Below are 19,436 nucleotides of genomic sequence, written 5' to 3' on the forward strand. Positions count from 1 at the left end.
GAACGCCGGGCTCAGGACCGCGAGAACTTCTTGAACAGGAAGAAGTAGAGCTTGATGTACTGCCCGACGAGGATGCCGTTGATGATGGTCCCCTCGCGGATGAACTGCGGGCCGCCCAGGAAGATCAGCCCGATCGCCGCGGAGACCACCAGCAACGTGCAGTCGAAGCCGGTCTTGAGGTTGCCCCATTTGAAGCCGGTCCGCTTGAAGAGCGTGTTGACGAACATGTCGACCGGCATGAGCACCAGGTTGGCCCGGATCATCAGGAACAGGCCGAACGCCAACGTCGCGTCCGCGACCACCAGGAGGACGAACTTGGCGGCGTAGACGTCCAGCGCGATCCAGCTCGTCAGCATCAGGTTCAGATCGAGGAACGTGGCCAGGACCAGGGCCGGGATCAACGCCAGGAAGTTCCTGAGCTTGAAGTCCTTCGGCAGGACGAGATAGGTCAGCAGCAACATCAGCAGCTCAAGGGCGAAGTTGAAGGTCCCCTGGCTGATCGAGGGAAAGACCAGGGTCATCGTCCGGGTGAGGCTGCTCTGCGGCGAGATGCCGATCCCCGCCCTGATGGCCAGGCTGACCCCCAGAGTCAGCAGGTAGATGCCGGCGCCGTAGGTGATCCAACGCCGCACCAGACTTCCGGTGTCGACGACTCCGGCCTCTTTTTCATGCTGTAGCACAGTTGCCTCCTTGGCTGTTTGCTGTTCCGGCCGGAGCCTGCCGGACGACGCGGTGTCCGCTTCTCAGCGCACGACTCAGACCATGAACCCGAAGCGGTCGAGTGAGATGAAGAGGGTCAGGAGCTTGTTGACGACCGGCTCGCCCTCGTTGTGGTTGCCCAGCTTCTCCAGGGCGGCGTCGATCGACCGGGTCGCGTCCACCAGCTCGGCCAGGCTCATGTCCGCCATCACGCCGTAGATGTCGAGGGGCAGCGCGGCCTTCGCCTGCCCGTCCTCGGTCACGAGGCAGCCGCCGACGAAGGCGTCGAGCTGCCTGAGGTTGTCGCACATCTCGGCGCTGTCGCTGCCGACCACCACGAAGTACGCGAAGGGCGCGGGCCAGAACGTCGACACGGCGCCCCGGTCGATCGAGACCCCCTTGAACAGCCCGTTGACGACGTGCCGGGCGCCGTCCGCGTAACGCTGGACGACGGAGATGCGGTTCAGCCTGACACCGTCCACCTCGGGCACGACGGCGCCGTCCGCGAAGGGCACCCAGACCTCCTGGGCGAACTTGAGGTGGCCGCGTCCGTAGACGTCGAAGAGCAGGACCTTCGCCCGGCTCCCGTCGTCGGAGATCTCGATCGGCGTGAGGTCGAGCTGTCCGGGAGCCAGGTCGGCGAGGCCGGGCCGGGGCTCCTGCACCATGACCGAATAGTCCAGATCGACTGGCTTGAGAAGCTTGCGGTCCCTGGCGACCAGCTTGCCGCCCTTGAACACGTACAGCGGGTTGATCTTCGACAGGCTGTCGGTCAGCACGATGTCGGCGAAGCGGCCCGGGGCGAGCGAGCCGAAGTCGTGGTCCATGCCGAAGGAGCGCGCGGAGTACAGCGTGCCCATCTTGATCGCCTGGATCGGGTTGAGGCCCATCTCGACGGCCAGGGAGATCACCCAGTCGATGTGTCCCTTGGTCAGCACGCGGTCGACCGAGATGTTGTCGGCGCACATCTGGAAGTTCTCGGCCGGCCAGCGGCGCTTGACGATGGCGCGCAGCATGGTCCTGATCACCTCGGGGCTGCCGACGCCGAACTTGATCTGGGTCTGGAAGCCGTACCGGATGCTCTTCTCGATGTCGTCCTCGTTCCAGACATCGTGGTTGTTGTGCGCGCCGATCGCGGGCATGTAGTTCAGCAACATGTCGGGCAGCGCCGTCACGCCCCAGTGGCTGTTCACGAAGCCGCCGTTGGCCCGGCCCAGGGCGGACTTGCGGAAGTCGTCCTCGTTGCCCGTCATGTAGGACAGGTGGGCGAGCTCGCCCAGCCCGATCACCGGGTCCATCTTCAGCATGGCGTCGGTGACCTCGACCGACGTCTTCTTGCCCGGCGCGAAGGCGTAGATCCGGTAGGGCAGCTTCTCGTAGTCCTTGAACAACGCCGCGGCGGCCTCGACGGCCTCCTCGCCGGCCGCGCTGGCGAAGTCCAGGGTCTCGGCGAAGATGGTGGTCGTGCCGCTCGGCACGATCGCCTCCCCGAACGCCGCCGGGTGGGCCAGCTGGGCGTCGAAATGCAGGTGCGCGTCGATCAGCCCCGGGATCGCGTAGAGGCCCTGGCCGTCGAACACCTCGCGGACCCGCACGATCGACTCGTCGGGGTTCAACGCGATGATCCGCTCGTTGTAGACGAGGATCGAACCCTGGAAGACGCTCTCGCTGTGCACATCAAGCACGCTGAGGTTCCGCAGCAGCAGGTCCGCCTCCCTCTCCCCGCTCAGGATGTCGAAGACCGCCCGCACGTGGTCGTAGTGGACCGAGACCCGGTCCGTCCCACCGGCCTGGCTCGTCTTCTCCTGTTGGAGCATGATTTCCTCGCTTCGTTTGCTCGGCTGTTGGATTCCGCTCGCGGAACGAGACCCGAGGACGCGGCTCCGGGATGCCGGCGGCCGGTCGCGGAGTTTCAGCACAGGGCCGCCGTGGCCGTGTCGCTCGTACGCGCTGTGGCTATGAAATGGCACGGCACCGTTGCTGACAAGCAGCCGTTTTCGCACGGACTGTACTCTTTTTGCGCACGGTCCAGCCCAGGGAGGCCCCATGCTCCACTCACGCGTGCTGCACTACATCGACGAGGTGGCGCGGTACGGCTCCATCCGGGCCGCCGGCGCGCGGCTGCACGTCGCCCCGTCGGCCATCAACCGGCAGATCCTGCTCCTCGAGGAAGAGCTAGGCGAGCCCCTGTTCGAACGCCTGCCGCGCGGCATGCGGCCCACACCGGCGGGGGAGGTCCTCCTCGCCCACGTGCGCCGGACCCTCCAGGAGTACCGCGAGGCCGTGACCGAGATACGCGACCTGCAGTCACTGCCGAGCGGCGAGGTGGTGATCGCCACGATGACCGGCCTGGCCAGCAGCATCGTCTCCACCGCCACCGTGAACTTCCACGCCCGCCACCCCGAGGTGCGCATCTCCATCCGCGCCCTGTCCACCCACGAGATCCTCCGCGCGGTGGCCGACAGCGAGGCCGACCTGGGCCTCGGATTCAACGTCCCGTCTTCGGCGCAGCTCGAACTGTGCTGGCAGATGGACACCCGGCTCGGCGCGGTCATCGCCCCCGCCCACCCGCTGGCCCGCCTGGATTCCATCCCCCTGGCCCAGTGCGCGGCCTACCCCCTCATCTTCGCCGACCGCTCGATGGTGATCCACGGCATCATCGCCGACACCTTCGCCGAGGCCGGCCTGAAGGTCGAGCCCGCCTTCCACACCAATTCGATCGAGACGATGAAACGCCTGGCCGCCGCGGGCGAGGCCATCGCCTTTCTCAGCAGGTTCGACATGGCCGAGGACCACCACAACGGAACTCTCGCCTTCCGGCCGGTGCGCGACCGCGCCTTCAGCAACAACATCCTCTCGCTCGTCCGCCGCGAGAAGCACGGCCCCGGCCCCGCCGCCCTGCTGTTCGCCGAAGAGATCATCCAAACCCTGGAATCCGTCGCCCACCCACCCCTCTGACGAACGGGGTCAGCGTACGATCGCGCCGGGGTGCGCGGCCTCGAAGGCGGCGAGCCCGTCGGCGGTGAGCCGGAGATGAAGGCCGCCGGCGACGTCCACCGTCAGGGGCTTGTCCTTGCCATAGAACACCAGGGAGACGTCCAGCTCAAGGTAGGTGTTGTCGTGCTGCTCCTCCATGAAGTTGCGTTCGACGATGTTGGCGTTCCGCGACGCGGCCTCGTCCGCCGTCTTCACGTTGCCGCCGACGCCGCCGAAGCCGAGGCTCCCGTCCTGCGACCCGGCGGACCCGCCCACTCGGGCCGCCACGCCCCGGCCCTGCTCCTGGCCGTGCCCGACCGTGCTCATGGTCTGGGCGTAGACACGCTGCTTGACCAGTGCGGTGGTGATCTCGCGGGCTCCGGTGACGTCGATGCCCACCCGGCCGATCCCCGGGATCTCGTAGTCGTGCGCGAACAACTGCTCCAGGTGGGCGCGCATGGTCCGTTCCTTGGTGGCCTCGGCGAGTGACATGCCGGCCGGGCGGGAGAGCTCGAACCCGTCGGGCCGGTCGGCCAGGGACGGGACCTCGCCCCGCAGCCTCGGCGGCACCGTGCTCATCGGCGCCCATTGCTCGACCAGCGTGGCGGCCGGGAACGCGACCTGGCTGACGTCCCCCTTGGGCACGCCGTCGCCCAGGGTGGCGGACATGGGGTTGGGCCCCGCCGCGTCCGCCCAGCGCGGATCCGCGGCGACGACCGGCGTACGCCCCGCGACCGGCGTGCCCTGCGGCACCTCCGTGGTGAGGTGGCCCGGCACCAGGAGGTCGACCCCGCCGTCCGCGACCGCCCTGGACGTCGTGGTGACCCCGGCGTGCCGGTCGAACAGCCTTCCCGCGCCGTCGTGCCCGGTCACCTCGCCCACCTTGAGCAGCACGTTGCGGGCCACGTTCTGCACGGGCTCCAGGAGCGGGCGGACCGGGACGTGTTCGAGCGTGATCTCGTACCTGACCGGGTGCCTGAACTCCTGCGGGGCCTCGCGCGTCTGGTAGCGGTTGATCTCCTTCGCGATCGTCCCCTGCCCGTCCACGGTGTGGGAGTCGCGGTAGTTCGCGAACCCCGCCTCGCCTCCCCTGAGCTCGCCGTCCGAGGACTCCATGTACCGCGCGAGCGCCTCCGCGCCGCGGTCCGTCCCCGCCTCGCGCACGCTCAGGTCGCCGCTCAGGCGCTCGTTGCGCAGCATGAGGCCGGTGTCGGGACGCTCGCCGACGTGCACGCCTTCGCCGACCTCGGCCGTGACCCGGATGCCCACGCGTTCGGTGACCCGGCCGTTCTCGTCCGTGACGAACAACCAGGAGGACACGCCGTTCCCGCGAAGCTCGCCCAGTTTGGTGCTGAGCGCGCCCTGGCCGTAGTTGCCGCGCAGGTGTTCGGCCACCGGGTGGTTCGTGAGCTCCTGGCCGGGGGGAGGAGGCCCTCGCGGCGCAGCAGTTCCACGAGCGCCGGTAGCACCGCCTCCGCGTCGAGGTGCTGGACGTGGGCGGTGTTCAACGCCGCCTCGGGCGCCGCGTAGACCCGCGTCGTGTCCCCGGCCGGCTTCGCCGGCTCCGCGGCCTCCGGGCCGTCGAGCCCGTGCCGGCGGGCCACCTCGTCGGGAAGCACGAGGTCCACGATGTCCTGCACCCGGACGTACGTGGTCGGGCCCTGCTCGACCGTGCCGCCGCTGGTCCTGCTGGGGGTGACCTCCAGGACCAGGTCCCCGCGGTACCAGTGGGAGGTGCTGCCGTCGGAGTAGGTGACCCGGGAGACGTCGCTGCTGCCCAGGTAGGAGCTCTCCACGGCGCTGCGCTTGGCGGCGCCGTGCACCCCGCTCGCGCCACGACCTTGCGCTCGGTTCCGCCGGCTTCCCCGGCTCCGTGCGCGGCCCCGGCGGCCTCGCCGTCGCTGAGGGTGACGCGCAGGCCGGTCCTGGCGTGGCCGCCGACCGTACGCCTGCCGCGTTCGCCGTCCAGCGCCCTGGAGTTGCTGCTGGAGTAGCTCTCGTGCTCCACCCCGGTCTCCGACTTGACGTGCCGCACCCCGGCGACGTGGGCCTTCACGTGCACGTCGTGCCGCGATCCCGCCCGGTCCGACACGGTGTAGTGGAGACCGTCGGGATGAGAGGTGATCATGGTCTCCAGGTTGATCACGTCGGTGGCGGTCTCGAACACCGGCGGCACGTCCAGCCGCTCCGCGGGCGCCGGCAGTCCCGCCCATCGGTGGTGGGCCTCGGCCAGCGTCGCGGGAAGGTCGGGCATGGCCCCCATCCGGACGATGGCCGACAACTCGTCGGCGCCGGGCCGCCACAGGTCGGCGGGCCGCTCGGCCGACGACTCGACCCGCCCCAGATGCGCGACGTCCTGCGCGAGCACCGGCCGCTGCGGCAGGTGGACGTCCGGCACCAGGATCTCCGCCCGGCTGCCGTGCACCTCCCACGAGGTGTTCAGCGTCTCCGTGCCGTCCCGCGAGATCCTCATCCTGACGTCGAAGGACAGGTCCCGCGTGATGGTGAAGCCACCGCTGGTCTCCGTGCGGTCGTACCGCGTGTGACCGGAGGAGAAGCCGGTGCTCTCCGACTTCGTGCCGCTCCCGGTGAGTGACAGGTTCAGCGGGTCGATCTTGAGCCGTTCGTTCACGTCGAGGCGTGCGACCCCGCGCACCTCCGCACGGCCGGTGCGGGAGCTCTCCCGCTGGCTGGTGTCGGTGCGCGAGGTGATCCGGCGTTCGTTGACCGTCAGGTCGGACGCGCCGACCTCGTGCCGCCGGCCCAGCGTGCCCTCGGCCAGGATCTCGACGGTGTAGCCGCCGATCGTCCTGTCGTACCTGATGCCGTGCAGGGCGTGCGTCAGGTCGGCTTCCAGCGCCACGACGCCGAAGCGGCTCTCGACGTCCCGCATGACCTGCCGTCTGATCTCCGGCGGGAGGTCGGGCAGCGCCCGGTCGACGGCCTGGTGGATCTCCGCGCTGAGCAGCGTCTCCCCCTGGACCCGGACGCCGCTGCCGAGCCCCGTGCCCCGACCGGCCGCGAGCGTCTCCGGCTCCAGGACGTGCGGGTCGTAACCGCGGTTCGGGTGCTCGCCCCTGGCCGGGTACTCGCCGACCGGTTCGCTCCGTGCGAACTCCGCCCGCACCTCGTCCATCTCCCGGTGGAGATCGGCGAGCTTGCGCTGGATGTCGTTGAACTCGCCCAGCGGGCGCAGATCGTGCCCGAAGACGTCCTGCTCCATACGGGACGCGTCGCGGGTCGGGACGATCAGCTCGGCGTTCACCTCCACCTCGAAGGCGCCGAGCCTCTCGGTCTCGACCTGCAGCCGCATCCGGGCGTCGTACATGGTGACGTCACCGAGCCTGGTCAGGACGGTGTGGTTGCCGTGCGCCCTGTTGGTGGAGGTCACGTGGTCCGTCCCGTAACCGACCCCGCCGACGGCCCGCGCGACGACCTCCGCGCGGTCACCCAGCGGCAATCCGATCTTGCCGCCCGCGTGCACGCCGACGCTCGCGCCCTGCCGGTGCGACGTGCCCTCGCTCTCGCGCCGCCCCAGGTCGTCCCGGAACATCGTCTCGACCGGCGATCGCCCGCTTCCGTCGATCGGCTCGACCCGCGTGATCTCGCTGGTGATCCGGACGGAGTCCTCCTCCGACCGCAGCAGCGAGGTCTTGTACCGGATCGCCTCGGACGAGACCCCGCTCGACGACATCGACTGGCTGCGGTTCTTCATCCCCTGCTCGCTGAGCAGGCTGGAGGTGAGATGGTCGGTGATCTTGACCACCTCGCCCGCCGGCAGCCCCGCCGCCAGCCCCCTGCGCTGCACCTCCAGCACGAGAGGCGTGACGTCCAGCCCGGTGATGGCGATCCCGTGGTCACGGAACTTGTGCCCCGCTCCTTCCGGCACCTCGTGCCGGGGGAGCGGCGACGGGTGGTCGGTGCTCAGCAGCGGCCCTTCCCGGGTGAACTGCTTGGGGAAGGGGATGGTCAGCGAGAGGTCGGGCACCGCCGCCGTTTCCGTGACCTTCTCGCCGTTGCGGTAGATGTCGAGGGCGATGTCCGTGGCGAAGTAGTCATGGGCGGGGGAGATGGCCTTGTGCCCGCTGATGACCTCGATGCCGTTCGTGTGGGTCGTCCGTGCCGTGCTGCTGACGCCCGAACGGGGCAGGGCGTTCGCCTCGCCCTCGTCCGACGACTGGTAGAGGCCCTTCATCAGCCCCGCGGTCCGGTCCAGCGAGGAGCCCCGCGAGGACTTGCCCTCCACACCGTCCCCGCCGAAGGCGACCGGCTTCTCAGGGGCCAGGCTCGGCTGCTCCAGGTGCGTGAACTCGCTCGGCCGGAGCTTGAGGTAGATCACCTTGTCGCCGACGCCGAGCGCCACGCCCCTTTGGAGATGGTTGGTCCAGACGTCGCGGTCGCTGCTGGCCAGCGCCTCCGACAGCCAGAGGCGGATCACGGCTCGTTCCCGCGGGACGATCCCCGTGATCCCGGCGGTCATGGCGTGCGCCGTCGCCCTCGGGTCCACCGGCACCCTGACGTCGTGCACGGCCGTTTCGCCCAGGGCTCCCATCTCGACGACGCGAGGCGGATGGATCTCCGGCTTCGGCAGCCCCGGATCGGCGGACGCCAGCTGGGACGTCAGACCTTGGAGCACCTCGGACGGCAGGTCGGGGCTGTGCCAGGCGGGCGACTCGACGGTCCGCTGGTTGTGGTTCACCGCCGCAAGGACCGAGTCGGCGCCGTCCTTGGGCCCGTGCCCCGGCCCACCGTCCGGACCGGCCGGCGGACGTCCGGACGAAGAGGACGAGTGAGGCGCGGACGGGCCGTCGGCGCCGTGCGGCAGGGGCGAGGCCAGGTGTTGCCCGTCCGCGCCCAGCGCGCTGGACGTGATGCCCTTGGCCAGCAGGTCCCAGCTGAAGTTGCCGTGGGCCAGCAAGGAGCCGGCCGTCGTGATGCCGCCGGTCAGGGCGAACTGCCCGGCCTGGCCGTACAGCGAGGAGTGGGCCGCCGCCAGCAGCTTCTCCGCCGTGGACATCTCGGCCCTGGTCAGCCCGGCCCGCAGCGTGGGGGTGGCCAGGCGGCTCAGCCCGCCGGAGACCAGCCCCATGAGCCCGCCCATGGCGCCGCCGCTCACCGCCGAGATCGCGAGCTGCCAACCATCGACGTCGTCCCTGCGGCCCTGGACCATCTGGGTGCCCTGGATGCCCAGGTCCATGCCGGCCACGATCCCGGCGAACAGCAGCATGTTGCGCCGGCACTGCCGGGCGATCTGCCCGACCGCCAGCCGGGCGAGCTGCAACCGCGGTGGCACGAGCGCCAGACTCGCCCCGCCGGTGGCCAGGGCCGCGGCCAGCAGATATCCCAGTTGCACGATCAGCAGCCAGACGGTGACCTCGATCATGTACTTGGCGTACTGGATCTGCACGCCCACGCCGTTGAGCGCCACCGCGGCGTCCACGAGCCGCTTGACCGCGAGGGCGATCTGACCGCCCGCCACCTTGTCGACGTGGGCGGCGAAGGCGAGATGGGCCTCCCCGTCCCAGTCCTTGCCGATCCTGCGCGCGCTGCCCGGCAGGTCGGCGCCGGTGCCCTCGACGAGCCGGTGCGCGGCGATCACGCAGGCGTCGGCCAGCCGGAAGCAGCCGGTCTCGTCCCCCTCCGGCCAGTCCATGCCGACCACCCAGCCGACGTACGGCTTGGCGAACTCGGGCACCATGAACCCGTCGAACCCCATGGACGATCAGTTCCGCGTGACGGGGGAGTGGGCTCCGCCGCCTTGTAGTTACGGGCGGTCGCGTTCAGTCCCAGGGCGACGTCCTCGAGCTCGCCGATGAACTTCGCCAGGACGTCGAAGATGCCACGTTCCATCTCGGGCAGCTTCTTGGCCAGCTCCGCGCCGTACTCGTCGTCGCCGAGCGTGTTCCTGTCCCGGTTGAAGGCCGCGCGGAGGTCGTCGCGCACCTGCTCCACGTTCCCCGCGAACAGCTCGTACGCCCTGGCCTCCCGGTACAACGCCTCCCGCTGCACGTAGTAGCCGCTCACGGGGCCGGCTCCACGGGGCCCGGGAAGAACGCGTCGAGCGTGGCCCGCTCCCCGAAGACGTCCTCGTACGGCAGGCCGTCCGGCATGAGGGGATCCAGCAGCTGCCTGCTCTGCTCGGAGACCGCGGCGGTGGCCGCGTTGGCCTGCTGCATGATGGCGTCGGCCAGTTGGGTGGGGGACAGGTTGCGATAGGCCCGGGGGTTCAGCTCGACGCCGCGCAACTGACCGTGGCGGCCGACGGTCACGCTCACCATTCCGTCCGCCGACCGTGCCGTGTGCTCCAGGGCGGAGAGCTCTCCGAATGCTTCGCGTACGCGGGCGACCTGCTGGTTGATCTCGCCCGCGAGCGCGCTGACCTCCGCCTCGAACGCGTCCGTCACAGAAGCACCTTTCACCCGCCTATTACCGCAAGGCATCATACGGCACCCTTTTTTACAGGATTCAGGGTGTCCGTATCGTTTACCTTCTGTTAACAAAAGTGTCACGAGTTGTCTGAGTGGCGTCGGTCGCGTCCTACAAAGGCGGCCATTCATGCCTGGAGCTCGCCTGCTTTACCGCCGCCCGGACAATGGCCTGAGGCCTGAGGCCTGAGGCCGGTGCCGGGTCTGGGGCTGGGCCGGGCCGGGGCCGGGGCTTGGGCTTGGGCCTGGGCTTGGGCTTGCGGTGCAGCGGCCGCCCTCCTCCCTCCGGCCGGAGGCGGGTCCTCCCGGCGGCCGTGGAGGATCACTCTCCGGGAGGAGTGCCGATCGCTCGCTCCGTCCGACAATCGGCAGTACGGCGCCGGAGATCATCGGGGCATCCGGTGGCCGCCGCAGATGCAGGACCCGCACCTCGCGTACGCCGCGACCTCACCGCAGGAGTCCATGTGACCCGTCTCCGTCCCGCACTCACCGCCGCGCTGCTGGCCGCGGCCTTCATGGGGACAATGTCCCTGCCGGCCCAGGCGACCGAGGGCCAGTCGTGCACCACCGGCCCGAACGGTCCGGCGTGCCACTCGCCCGGCTGGGGAACCAAGTGACAGGAAGGGCCGTCATGCGTCACGCACGCCGTCTCGCCGTCGCCTCGCTGGTGGCCACCGACCACCCGACAGACTGACCCGAACCACCCCGGCTGCTTCTACGGACGAGACAACGCCCGCAGAAGCAGCCTTTCGGCGGGCCCCGGCGACAGACGCATATCGCGTAACAATGGTCCGCCATTTCGAGACGGCGACATATTCCGCCTCGGCCGTTTAAACGTAGGGATAAAGGTGCTCTGTCGAGCCGATCAGTGCAGTGCGCGTATATGCCGCAGATGAGAAACGCACGCCGGTGGCTCGGTCCGCAAGGGCCAGTGCTGCGGCGGTGGGGTTGTCGACGAATCCCGCCTCGTCCCCGCCGACGTGCAGCCCGAGGTCCGTGACATCAGCCTCCAGGCGGTCGGGCTCGGTGCCCTCTCGATGGCAATAGCTGTACAGGCTGAAGGTCGTGACCAAGTCGCCGTTCTCGTGGAATTTGAAGTCGGCCCCCTTGATCGTCACGCGGACCGCGGCGGCCGCCGACCCCTCGGAGAGGAGCCTGGCACTGTCGTAGACGATGGCGCCCCATCCGTACTCGATCAGGACTGTTCCACCTCTGGCACGGTATGCCGCGACGCCGAACCCCTCCCCTTCCAGAGGGCTGCCCGCGACTACGTTGATCCGCCGCAGAGCCTCGTCAGGAGGCACGTCCTGCACGAAGCAGGCACAGAGCCAGGTATCACCCACACCGTCTGTGAACTCCTGGTAGAGCCACTCATAAGCGGCTGCAGTCGCCTTACCGGTGACCATCGCGTACCTCCCAAAGACAGACAATCGAGGCGAATTCCACGTCACAAATAGCGCACGGCAGACGCACCCACCGGCCGACTGAACGACCGCCCGGCGTGGGGGCGCCGAGTTCGTTCCCCTGTCTAATCGCACGGCGATCAGCTGACGACCGGGAACTTCGCACCTCGCGTCAAGACCTAAGCTCCCAGGTGTCCGCCCTGCCCCACTTCGTACGCCTCGCGTAGCCAACCGGCGAATTCCTCATCCAGCTCGGCGACATCAGAGATCCGGAAGGCATGAACATAAAGCCGCTTCGTGTACGGAGACACGCTGGTGATGCGACCGTCGTCGCCGATCGGTCGCTGGATGTCGAAGTACCCTCGGAGCCCTCGCGCGTCCGGCTTCGCTCCGGCGAATCCGCGACGGGTCCCCTTGACGGTGATCATGCTCTTGGACACCGCGTACGTGAAGGGCCCGCACGCCTCAACCAGCCTGACGAATTCGTGGTACAGGGCTACCGATGTGTCGGGCTTGCCGTCAAGGTGATCATCGATCGTCCATGTCTTCTGGCTCATGAACCGCGAAAGTAGCAGGCGGCAGCGACGCTTTCCGGGCGGCGGCCAAGCAGCTCTTCGGACGACCGCCAGACGACGGAGGACCGGCGGGGTCCCGACCGTCTTGGCTGCGAACGGCGGCAGTACAGCCCCGCCCGACATGATCGTGGAACCGACGGATTAAGGATCCAGTTCGAGCCTCTCCAGACCGTTCCACGCAGGTCAGCGGGCATAGGTGGTCCGCTCTGGACGGGCTTGAACTGCAGCAGACGGTTGATCGTGTGCGATGCGGCGTCGGTACGCTCCCGCCATGTTCAGCATGAGTTGGCCGGACTATTTCGACGAGCAGGCTCCTCTTGTCCAGTCCAAAGGCTGGTTCGCGGACGTCTTGATCGAATGGAACGGGCAGTGCTATCGGCCAGTGTTCTACGATCCGGTCCGGCTCGCGCAAGAAGTAGGCGACGAGCTGGCGCGTGGTACGGGTTTCTTCAGAGAGCCCAACCTCGTCGTGGTTGACCAGGTCACACGCGCCTGCATGGAGGCCGCCATCACAGCGCTCATCGACAACGGCTTCAACATGTTTCCTGAACGAGACCAGCCGGAACCAGCGGATTAAATGAAGTCGATTCGATCGAGATGCGGGGCGCTGACCTGGAGTTTGTGGCGTCCGCATATGTTCACCGAGTTCCACCGTCGTTCCCACCCTTGGCTGTACCGCAGAACACGATCAGCTGGGAAGTCGTTCATGATCACAGCATCTGACCAGGGGAAACGTAGACCGGGTTGATGCCGCTGGACAGCACCTCTGCGCGGACAAGAAGATCTCGGCATGGGAACCGACATCCATGGATTCATCGAGTGCCGCACATGGACTCCCGGACTCGATGTCGGTGAGACCGCTTGGTGCGCTGCCATCTCGCTGAAGATGTTGGTTGGCAGAGACTACGAAGCCTTCGATTGCCTCTTCGGGGTTCGCAGCTCAGGCCACTGGCGACCGGTAGCGGCCGATCGCGGGCTTCCCCGGGATGCGTCGGAGACCACCAAAGCGGGTTTGGCGGAATGGGGGGAAGCCGCCTTCGGTGTCACGTGGCTGAACTGGGACGAGGTCTCAGCGATCGACTGGGATGAACCCGCGCTCCATCCGACCAACGTAGCCCAGTATCGGCAGCTTTCCGATCAGAGTCTGGAACTCGTTCACCGCTCGGTATGGAGCCGTAGGTTCGCTCGGATGAGTGGCGTGGACACCTTGACGGTCGACCCTCATCAGGTTGCCGTGCTGTGGGATGAAGGCACCGAGTGGAGGGACAGAGACACCGTCTTCCGTGTTGAGCGTGCCACGCGCCGCCGTGCCGTACCGCCTGACAGTCTCTGGCACGGGGTATGGACAGTCATGCGTACGCTCGCGCGGTTGCGTCCACGGGAGTGGTGTACGAGTTTGACCTGGTCACAAGCGTGGCGGCCGTGAAACAGAGACGGCCATCGCGTGATCCTTCGAGTGCGAACAACGAAGGAGATCGAAGCGATGGCCGCAGACAACAGTGTGACGCCTGAGCAGTGGCTGGCGAAGCAGATCCAGACCGATGACCCCGACGTGTTGCGATCCATGGTCAAGGCCATGGCCGAGGCGTTGATGTCGGCCGAGGCCGACACCCTGTGCGGAGCGCCGTACGGCGAGCGCAGCAACGAGCGGACCAACGCCCGTAACGGCTACCGCCGGCGGGAGTGGGACACCCGCGCCGGCACCGTGGAACTGGCGATCCCCAAGCTGCGCTCAGGTTCCTACTTCCCCGACTGGCTGCTGGAGCGCCGCCGCCGCGCCGAGCAGGCTCTGATCAGCGTGGTGGCCACCAGCTACGTGCTCGGAGTCTCGACACGGCGGGTGGACAAGCTGGTTGAGCAACTCGGCATCAAGCACATCTTCAAAAGCCAGGTCAGCCAGATGGCCAAGGTCCTGGACGAGCAGGTCGAAGCCTTCCGCACCCGCGCGCTGGACGCCGGCTCCTACACGTTCGTCTGGCTGGACGCGCTGACGCAGAAGGTGCGTGAAGGCGGCCGGATCATCAACGTGCACTGCCTGGTGGCCACCGGGGTCAATGCCGACGGGCGGCGGGAGATCCTCGGGCTGGAGGTCACCACCGGCGAGGACGGCGCGGGCTGGCTGGCGTTCCTGCGCGGCCTGGTCGCCCGCGGCCTGTCCGGCGTGCAGTTGGTGATCTCCGACTGTCACCGCGGTCTGGTCTCGGCGATCGGCGCCGTACTGGCAGGCGCGTCCTGGCAGCGATGCAGGACCCATTACCTGCGCAACCTGCTCACCTGTGTGGCCAAGAGCGCACAGCCGTTCGTGGCCACGCTGGTGCGGACCATCTTCGATCAGCCCGACGCCGCCTCGGTGCGCGCTCAGCATGCCTGGGTGCTGGACGCGCTGGAGGCCAAGCATCCGGCTGCTGCCGAGCATCTGGACGCCGCGCGGGAGGATCTGCTGGCCTTCGCTGCCTTCCCGCGCGAGATCTGGACCCAGATCTGGTCGAACAACCCGCAAGAACGGCTGAACAAGGAGATCCGCCGCCGCACCGACGTGGTGGGCATCTTCCCCGACCGAGCCGCGATCGTCCGGCTGGTCGGCGCCGTGCTGGCCGAGCAGAGCGATGAGTGGGTCGAAGCGCGCCGCTACATGGGGTTGGACGTGCTGGCCAAAGCCCGCCTGCGATGCGTCCCCGGCGACACATCCACCCCGGCCCCGATCCCGCAGACACTGACCGCTTAACCTGCAGATACAGGATCACGCGAAGATCGATTCATACACCACGTCCGTGGACGTGACCGCTCGCGCACGTTCACGGAGGCAATGCTGTCCGCTTGGTGGCCTGGTTCGAGGAGTAGGCGATCCGGCATGCCGGAGCGCGCTTTGTGCTTGGAGCGGGTGACGGGAATCGAACCCGCGCTGTCAGCTTGGAAATCCTCGGCCACTCACAACTGGCCACGACGAAGCGCTACGCCCACATCACGGCGACACTCTCGACCGAAGCCGCAGCCCGCATGGGCCGGGCACTTCGGGGATGACGACGCCTACAGCAAACGCCATCCGGATCTCCTCGGTCTGAGCTGTGCTCAGGCAACGTCTCCACTGCCACCCTGGTGAAGGCCAGGGCCTTGGCGGAGACGCTCGCCGTACGCCAAATCAGCGCGTACTCGAACGGCCCGACGTCGTGGAACGGGACGTAGACCAGGTTGGGCCGCGGATAGTAGCGGGTGCCCTGGGCGGCGGCAATCGTGACGCCCTCACCCGCCGCGACGAGGGCGAGCAGTTCCTGCCAGTACTTCGTGGTGGTCGAGTGATGGATGGGCCGCCCGGCCGGGGTGCGATCAGGCAGGTGACGCGCCTGGAAATAGCCCGGCATGCCGTCGATGAGCCGCAGGTTCTCACCTCCGAGATCCTCGATGGAGATCGACGTACGGCCGGCCAGGCGGTGCGAGGCGGAGACGGCGAGCATGGTCCGGTCGCGCATGAGCACGGGGCCCACGGTCAGGTCGGGCTCGTCCACGGGCAGTTCGATCACCTGGAGGTCCAGCTCGCCCCGGCGTAGCGCGCCGTACCTGTCGGACAGGTGGACTTCGCGGATCTGCACCTCACATCCCGGATTCACACTGCTTCAGGCAGACGAACACCGGCGGCGACGAAGGGCTGAACCACACGATGACCAGGCAGCGCATCGAACTGGCGGCAGCGTCGCCACGTGCCGTCAGCCTGATCACCGAGCTGGAGGACGTGCTGCAGCGCGAGGGGTTGTGCGACGACCGGCTGCGCGAACTGGCGCGCATCCGGGTCGCCCAGCTCAACGGCTGCGCGTACTTCCTGGCCCTGCGTTCCGCGGAGGCGATCCGCCTGGGCGAGCGGCAGGAACGGCTCAACGAGCTGGCGGGCTGGCGCGACTCGCGCCGGTTCACCGACTCGGAACGGGCCGCCCTGGCTCTCGCCGAAACGATGACCAGGCTCCCGGCCGACGGCGTGCCCGATGACGTGTACGGCGCGGCGGAGAACCTGCTCGGTCCCTACAACCTCGCGAATCTGATCATGGCCGTGTCCGTCGCGAACGCGCTCGATCGTATGTGCCTGACCGCGAGGATCTCCCCTCCGTCCTAGGCCTCACCGGGCCCGACATCCCCACGGGGCGGCTTTGCGCTGCCCTGATACATCCCAGAAGAGGAAAAGATGACACCTCGCGAACCGCTGGAAGCCCCCGATCCACGGAGATGGCTGGCGCTCACCCTGCTGGTGGCGTCGTTCTTCATGGTCATCGTCGACTCCCAGATCGTCATGCTGGCCCTGCCCTCCATCGAGAGCGAACTCGGCTTCTCCCCGGGCGGCGTCCAGTGGGTGATGAGCGCGTACCTGCTGAGCTTCGGCGGCCTGCTGATGTTCGGCGGACGCACCGCCGACCTGCTCGGCGGCCGCCGGATGTTCATGTTCGGCACCGCCCTGTTCGGCCTCGCCTCAGTGCTGTGCGGCCTGGCCTGGAACGACTCGGTGCTGATCATCGCCAGGGTCGTCCAGGGCGTCGCCGCCGCGATCATGACGCCGACCGCGATGGCGGTGCTCATGCACACCTTCGCCGAGGGGCCCGAGCGCAACAAGGCGCTGGGCATCTGGACCGGCGTCGGCGCCTTCGGCGCGACCGCGGCGCTGCTCATCGGCGGCCCGATCACCGACGGGCTCGGCTGGGAGTGGATCTTCTACATCAACGTCCCGGTCGTCGTGGCGGTCCTGGTCCTCGGCCCCCGTCTGCTCAGGACGACGCCGGTCCAGGACGGTCGCCGCCGCTTCGACCCGGCGGGCGCGGTGACCATCACCGCCGCCATCGCCCTGCTGGTCTACGCCGTCTCCGAGGCGCCGCTGGTCGGCTGGGGGGCAGCGGCCAGACCATCGGCATGCTCATCGGCGCCGCCGTACTGCTCGTGATCTTCACCGTGATCGAGAACCGGTCGCAGGCCCCGCTGGTGCCGCTGCGGATCTTCCGCTCGCCGACCGTGGTCGGCGGCAACATCCTGATGCTCATCGTCGCCATGACGGTGTACGGCGGCGCGCTCATCACGTCGCTCTACGCCCAGCAGGTCCTCGGCTACAGCGCGGTGAAGTTCGGGCTCAGCACCGCGATCTACGCGGTCATGTCGATCATCGGCGCGAACGTCAGCGCCCGACTGGTCGCCAAGGTCGGCTACAAGCCCATCGCGATCGCGGGCATGACGCTGCTGGCCGGCGGCCTGCTGCTGCTGACCCGGATCGACCCCGACGGCGGCTACTGGAGCGACCTGTTCTTCGGCCTGGTCGTCTTCGGCTCCGGCATCGGCAGCACCAACGTCGCCGCCTCCATCGCCTCGCTCACCGGCGCCAAGCCCGAGGAGTCCGGCCTGATCTCCGGCATCAACAACGCCGTCTTCCAGATCGGAGCCGCGCTCGGCATCGCGATCGCCTCGTCGGTCGCCTTCGCCTCCACGACGGGCGCCGACGCCGAGGGCTTGAACGACGGGTTCCAGGCGGGCTTCCTGGCCACCGCGGTCTTCGCGCTGGCCGGGCTCGCGACGGCGCTGCTCCTGCTGCTGCACCGGGACAAGAAGACGTCCCCGCAGGGCACCGGCAGGCACTCGGTGACGGTTCACCACTGATCCGACCACCACGCATCTCCAAGGAACACGCAATGACAGATGACAAGGTGACCGTCATCGGGCTGGGCTCGATGGGTACGGCCATCGCCGAGGCGTTCATCAGGGCGGGGCACCCCACGACGGTGTGGAACCGTACGTCGCACAAGGCCGCACTCCTCGCCGCCAGGGGCGCGATCCACGCGGAGGCGATCGAGGACGCCGTGGCCGCGAGCCCGCTGGTCATCACCTGCCTGACCACGTACGAAGACACCCGCCAGATCCTGCAGCCGGTCGCCGCCGCCCTGTCGGGACGCACCCTGGCCACCCTGAACAGCGGGTCCCCGGCCGGCGCCAGGGAGACGGCCGCCTGGGCCGACTCCCACGCGGCCCGCTACCTCGACGGCGCGGTCAAGAACGTGCCCGCAGCCGTGGGGGCGCCGGACACCCTGATCTACTACAGCGGGAACAAGGCTGTCTTCGACGCCTGGGAGCCGACGCTGACGACACTGGGCGGCGACACCGTGGCGACGAGGTCGACCTGGCCGCCCTGTACGAGATGGCGGTGGGCGCCCTCCTGCTGCCCGCCCTCGTCGGCTTCTTCCAGGGCGCCGCCGCCCTCCGGGCGCGTGGGCTGCACGCGGGCAGCATGGTGCGCTTCACCGGCAAGTGGCTGGACATGATCAAGTCCCTGCTCCCGGTGTACGCCAGGGAGATCGACAGCGGTGACTACAGCGACGCCGCCTCTTCTGTGAATCTCTTCCTGGCCGGAGCGGCCCATGACGAGGACCTCGCCCGGGAGACGAACGTCGACGTGACCTGGCTCGGCCCGCTGAACGACCTGCTGAGGCGAGCCGTCGAGGTCGGCCACGGCGACCACAGCATCTCCGCCCTCACCGAGGTGCTCGGCAAGCCGACCTCACCCGCCGGCTGAGAACGGAGGGGCTCGGCAGCGTCAGCGACCGCCCGAACACGCTGTCGAGCACCACCTCTGACCCAACTCTCGATTCTTTGATCAGAGGGTGTGTGAAGGTGCAGGCCGGAGTGGTAGGGCGCCCGGGGCTCGAACCCGGAACCTACGGATTAAAAGGCGACAGGTTCGATGCCGGGCGGTGTCTCACCATTTCAATTGTGTCGCTCTGTCGAATTCACCACATTTAAAATGTCTGAAAATGTCGGCGCGTGTCCGTGGGTGCCGATGGCCGAAGAGCACGCGACGAGCACGCGGCCCGCGATGCGGCCCACCATTGTGCGCTCTTGACGTTCGATCTGTGCCGAATTCGGACGGCGGCGGAGGGGGGCCTATTTGCCTTTTCTTGCCAGTGGGTGATGGCGTTTGCCGCAGAGTTGTCGTTCGGCTCAGTTGCTACCAGCGGTCGTGAGACGTCAGGTTCTCGTGAAGACATCCGCTGCCAACGTGGTGAGGGAGGCGGTGTGCAGCAAGGCTGCCGCTGCTTCGGCTGAAGCGGCCACGACTCGTTGAATCGGCCATTGGGGCAGTTCCTGCTCAGCCGCGACGGCGCCAAGTACCAGTTCGGCGTCTGGGCTGGCCCTCCCCGGCATCAGCTGATCGCTTTCCTGATGTTCGCGCACGACTCGCATTGCATCTGCAACCCACTGGCGTGCTCGTGCCCGGCGAGCCCGTGTGCCAGGGTCGCCGTCCGACTCGAAAGTGACCGTCACCTGCCCCATGCCGGGGATTGGCCTCCACCCGGGCACGGGTGCGCAACACACCGATACGCAGCAGTGCGTGCGAGGCC

The 19,436-nt window shown here is 68.2% G+C and carries 20 protein-coding genes; 10 read left to right on the forward strand and 10 right to left on the reverse strand.

All coding sequences use genetic code 11. The features are described from left to right. Positions 1–11: 11 nt before the first annotated feature. Together ACNF49_RS07065 and ACNF49_RS07070 are read right to left on the reverse strand one after the other, a co-directional pair. The gene (locus tag ACNF49_RS07065; protein WP_482943155.1) at positions 12–680 is read right to left on the reverse strand and encodes a YczE/YyaS/YitT family protein; all 669 of its coding nucleotides are present in this window, start codon (positions 678–680) and stop codon (positions 12–14) included. Positions 681–755: 75 nt separating this feature from the next. Beyond that, complete coding sequence (locus ACNF49_RS07070) at positions 756–2,516, reverse strand: amidohydrolase family protein (protein ID WP_482943156.1); 1,761 nt, start codon at positions 2,514–2,516, stop codon at positions 756–758. 229 nt (positions 2,517–2,745) lie between these two features. Between ACNF49_RS07070 and ACNF49_RS07075 the strand changes: the two genes are divergently transcribed. Beyond that, the gene (locus ACNF49_RS07075) at positions 2,746–3,657 is read left to right on the forward strand and encodes a LysR family transcriptional regulator (protein ID WP_357983588.1); all 912 of its coding nucleotides are present in this window, start codon (positions 2,746–2,748) and stop codon (positions 3,655–3,657) included. Between the two features lie 9 nt (positions 3,658–3,666). Here ACNF49_RS07075 and ACNF49_RS07080 read toward each other — a convergent pair whose 3' ends face one another. The 4 genes from ACNF49_RS07080 to ACNF49_RS07095 form a co-directional block, all read right to left on the reverse strand. After that, a complete protein-coding gene (locus tag ACNF49_RS07080; RefSeq protein WP_482943157.1) occupies positions 3,667–5,070 on the reverse strand; it encodes a hypothetical protein in 1,404 nt (467 codons plus the stop codon). A gap of 109 nt (positions 5,071–5,179) precedes the next feature. Then, positions 5,180–9,373 (reverse strand): WXG100-like domain-containing protein, encoded by a 4,194-nt coding sequence (locus ACNF49_RS07085; protein ID WP_482945489.1) that lies wholly within the window; start codon positions 9,371–9,373, stop codon positions 5,180–5,182. Further along, positions 9,271–9,699 carry a hypothetical protein gene (locus ACNF49_RS07090; RefSeq protein ID WP_482943158.1) on the reverse strand — a complete coding sequence of 143 codons (429 nt, stop codon included), beginning with the start codon at positions 9,697–9,699 and terminating at the stop codon, positions 9,271–9,273. Before ACNF49_RS07090 ends, ACNF49_RS07085 begins: the two co-directional genes overlap by 103 nt. Beyond that, the gene (locus ACNF49_RS07095; protein WP_482943159.1) at positions 9,696–10,079 is read right to left on the reverse strand and encodes a YbaB/EbfC family nucleoid-associated protein; all 384 of its coding nucleotides are present in this window, start codon (positions 10,077–10,079) and stop codon (positions 9,696–9,698) included. Before ACNF49_RS07095 ends, ACNF49_RS07090 begins: the two co-directional genes overlap by 4 nt. Before the next feature lie 485 nt (positions 10,080–10,564). Here ACNF49_RS07095 and ACNF49_RS07100 point away from each other — a divergent pair, with 485 nt between their 5' ends. Next, entirely contained in the window at positions 10,565–10,717 is a 153-nt protein-coding gene (locus tag ACNF49_RS07100) for a hypothetical protein (protein WP_482943160.1), read from the forward strand. 213 nt (positions 10,718–10,930) lie between these two features. Here the strand turns inward: ACNF49_RS07100 and ACNF49_RS07105 are convergent, their stop codons facing one another. Next, complete coding sequence (locus ACNF49_RS07105) at positions 10,931–11,506, reverse strand: DUF6461 domain-containing protein (RefSeq protein ID WP_482943161.1); 576 nt, start codon at positions 11,504–11,506, stop codon at positions 10,931–10,933. A 176-nt stretch (positions 11,507–11,682) separates the two neighbouring features. After that, positions 11,683–12,060 (reverse strand): DUF5655 domain-containing protein, encoded by a 378-nt coding sequence (locus tag ACNF49_RS07110; RefSeq protein WP_357983570.1) that lies wholly within the window; start codon positions 12,058–12,060, stop codon positions 11,683–11,685. A 289-nt stretch (positions 12,061–12,349) separates the two neighbouring features. Here ACNF49_RS07110 and ACNF49_RS07115 point away from each other — a divergent pair, with 289 nt between their 5' ends. From ACNF49_RS07115 to ACNF49_RS07125, 3 genes are all read left to right on the forward strand, one after another. Next, the gene (locus tag ACNF49_RS07115; RefSeq protein ID WP_482943162.1) at positions 12,350–12,655 is read left to right on the forward strand and encodes a hypothetical protein; all 306 of its coding nucleotides are present in this window, start codon (positions 12,350–12,352) and stop codon (positions 12,653–12,655) included. Positions 12,656–12,868: 213 nt separating this feature from the next. After that, complete coding sequence (locus ACNF49_RS07120) at positions 12,869–13,504, forward strand: hypothetical protein (protein WP_482943163.1); 636 nt, start codon at positions 12,869–12,871, stop codon at positions 13,502–13,504. A gap of 57 nt (positions 13,505–13,561) precedes the next feature. After that, positions 13,562–14,803 (forward strand): IS256 family transposase, encoded by a 1,242-nt coding sequence (locus ACNF49_RS07125; RefSeq protein WP_482942604.1) that lies wholly within the window; start codon positions 13,562–13,564, stop codon positions 14,801–14,803. A gap of 226 nt (positions 14,804–15,029) precedes the next feature. Here the strand turns inward: ACNF49_RS07125 and ACNF49_RS07130 are convergent, their stop codons facing one another. Then, entirely contained in the window at positions 15,030–15,683 is a 654-nt protein-coding gene (locus ACNF49_RS07130; protein ID WP_498702259.1) for a LysR family substrate-binding domain-containing protein, read from the reverse strand. A gap of 50 nt (positions 15,684–15,733) precedes the next feature. Between ACNF49_RS07130 and ACNF49_RS07135 the strand changes: the two genes are divergently transcribed. From ACNF49_RS07135 to ACNF49_RS07155, 5 genes are all read left to right on the forward strand, one after another. Beyond that, positions 15,734–16,180, forward strand: coding sequence for a carboxymuconolactone decarboxylase family protein (locus ACNF49_RS07135; protein ID WP_482943165.1), 447 nt, complete (start codon positions 15,734–15,736; stop codon positions 16,178–16,180). A 69-nt stretch (positions 16,181–16,249) separates the two neighbouring features. Continuing rightward, positions 16,250–16,996 carry an MFS transporter gene (locus ACNF49_RS07140; protein WP_482943166.1) on the forward strand — a complete coding sequence of 249 codons (747 nt, stop codon included), beginning with the start codon at positions 16,250–16,252 and terminating at the stop codon, positions 16,994–16,996. After that, positions 16,966–17,700 (forward strand): MFS transporter, encoded by a 735-nt coding sequence (locus tag ACNF49_RS07145; RefSeq protein ID WP_482943167.1) that lies wholly within the window; start codon positions 16,966–16,968, stop codon positions 17,698–17,700. Before ACNF49_RS07140 ends, ACNF49_RS07145 begins: the two co-directional genes overlap by 31 nt. A 32-nt stretch (positions 17,701–17,732) precedes the next feature. Next, positions 17,733–18,359, forward strand: coding sequence for an NAD(P)-dependent oxidoreductase (locus ACNF49_RS07150; protein WP_482943168.1), 627 nt, complete (start codon positions 17,733–17,735; stop codon positions 18,357–18,359). Continuing rightward, complete coding sequence (locus ACNF49_RS07155) at positions 18,242–18,610, forward strand: imine reductase family protein (protein ID WP_482943169.1); 369 nt, start codon at positions 18,242–18,244, stop codon at positions 18,608–18,610. The genes ACNF49_RS07150 and ACNF49_RS07155 overlap by 118 nt, the downstream gene beginning before the upstream one ends. 452 nt (positions 18,611–19,062) lie before the next feature. On the opposite strand, the gene ACNF49_RS07160 is transcribed toward ACNF49_RS07155, so the two are convergent. Further along, entirely contained in the window at positions 19,063–19,269 is a 207-nt protein-coding gene (locus tag ACNF49_RS07160; RefSeq protein ID WP_482943170.1) for a hypothetical protein, read from the reverse strand. Positions 19,270–19,436 lie beyond the last annotated feature (167 nt).

The organism is Actinomadura sp. ATCC 39365, from assembly GCF_054392275.1.

Bases quoted from the DNA above. Each gene is read 5' to 3' on its own strand.
- ACNF49_RS07150 (WP_482943168.1), top strand. From the start codon at position 17,733: ATGACAGATGACAAGGTGACCGTCATCGGGCTGGGCTCGATGGGTACG.
- ACNF49_RS07125 (WP_482942604.1), top strand. From the start codon at position 13,562: ATGGCCGCAGACAACAGTGTGACGCCTGAGCAGTGGCTGGCGAAGCAG.
- ACNF49_RS07085 (WP_482945489.1), bottom strand. From the start codon at position 9,373: ATGGTGCCCGAGTTCGCCAAGCCGTACGTCGGCTGGGTGGTCGGCATG.
- ACNF49_RS07115 (WP_482943162.1), top strand. From the start codon at position 12,350: ATGTTCAGCATGAGTTGGCCGGACTATTTCGACGAGCAGGCTCCTCTT.
- ACNF49_RS07140 (WP_482943166.1), top strand. From the start codon at position 16,250: ATGACACCTCGCGAACCGCTGGAAGCCCCCGATCCACGGAGATGGCTG.
- ACNF49_RS07145 (WP_482943167.1), top strand. From the start codon at position 16,966: ATGCTCATCGGCGCCGCCGTACTGCTCGTGATCTTCACCGTGATCGAG.
- ACNF49_RS07120 (WP_482943163.1), top strand. From the start codon at position 12,869: ATGGGAACCGACATCCATGGATTCATCGAGTGCCGCACATGGACTCCC.
- ACNF49_RS07105 (WP_482943161.1), bottom strand. From the start codon at position 11,506: ATGGTCACCGGTAAGGCGACTGCAGCCGCTTATGAGTGGCTCTACCAG.
- ACNF49_RS07135 (WP_482943165.1), top strand. From the start codon at position 15,734: ATGACCAGGCAGCGCATCGAACTGGCGGCAGCGTCGCCACGTGCCGTC.
- ACNF49_RS07070 (WP_482943156.1), bottom strand. From the start codon at position 2,516: ATGCTCCAACAGGAGAAGACGAGCCAGGCCGGTGGGACGGACCGGGTC.
- ACNF49_RS07075 (WP_357983588.1), top strand. From the start codon at position 2,746: ATGCTCCACTCACGCGTGCTGCACTACATCGACGAGGTGGCGCGGTAC.
- ACNF49_RS07110 (WP_357983570.1), bottom strand. From the start codon at position 12,060: ATGAGCCAGAAGACATGGACGATCGATGATCACCTTGACGGCAAGCCC.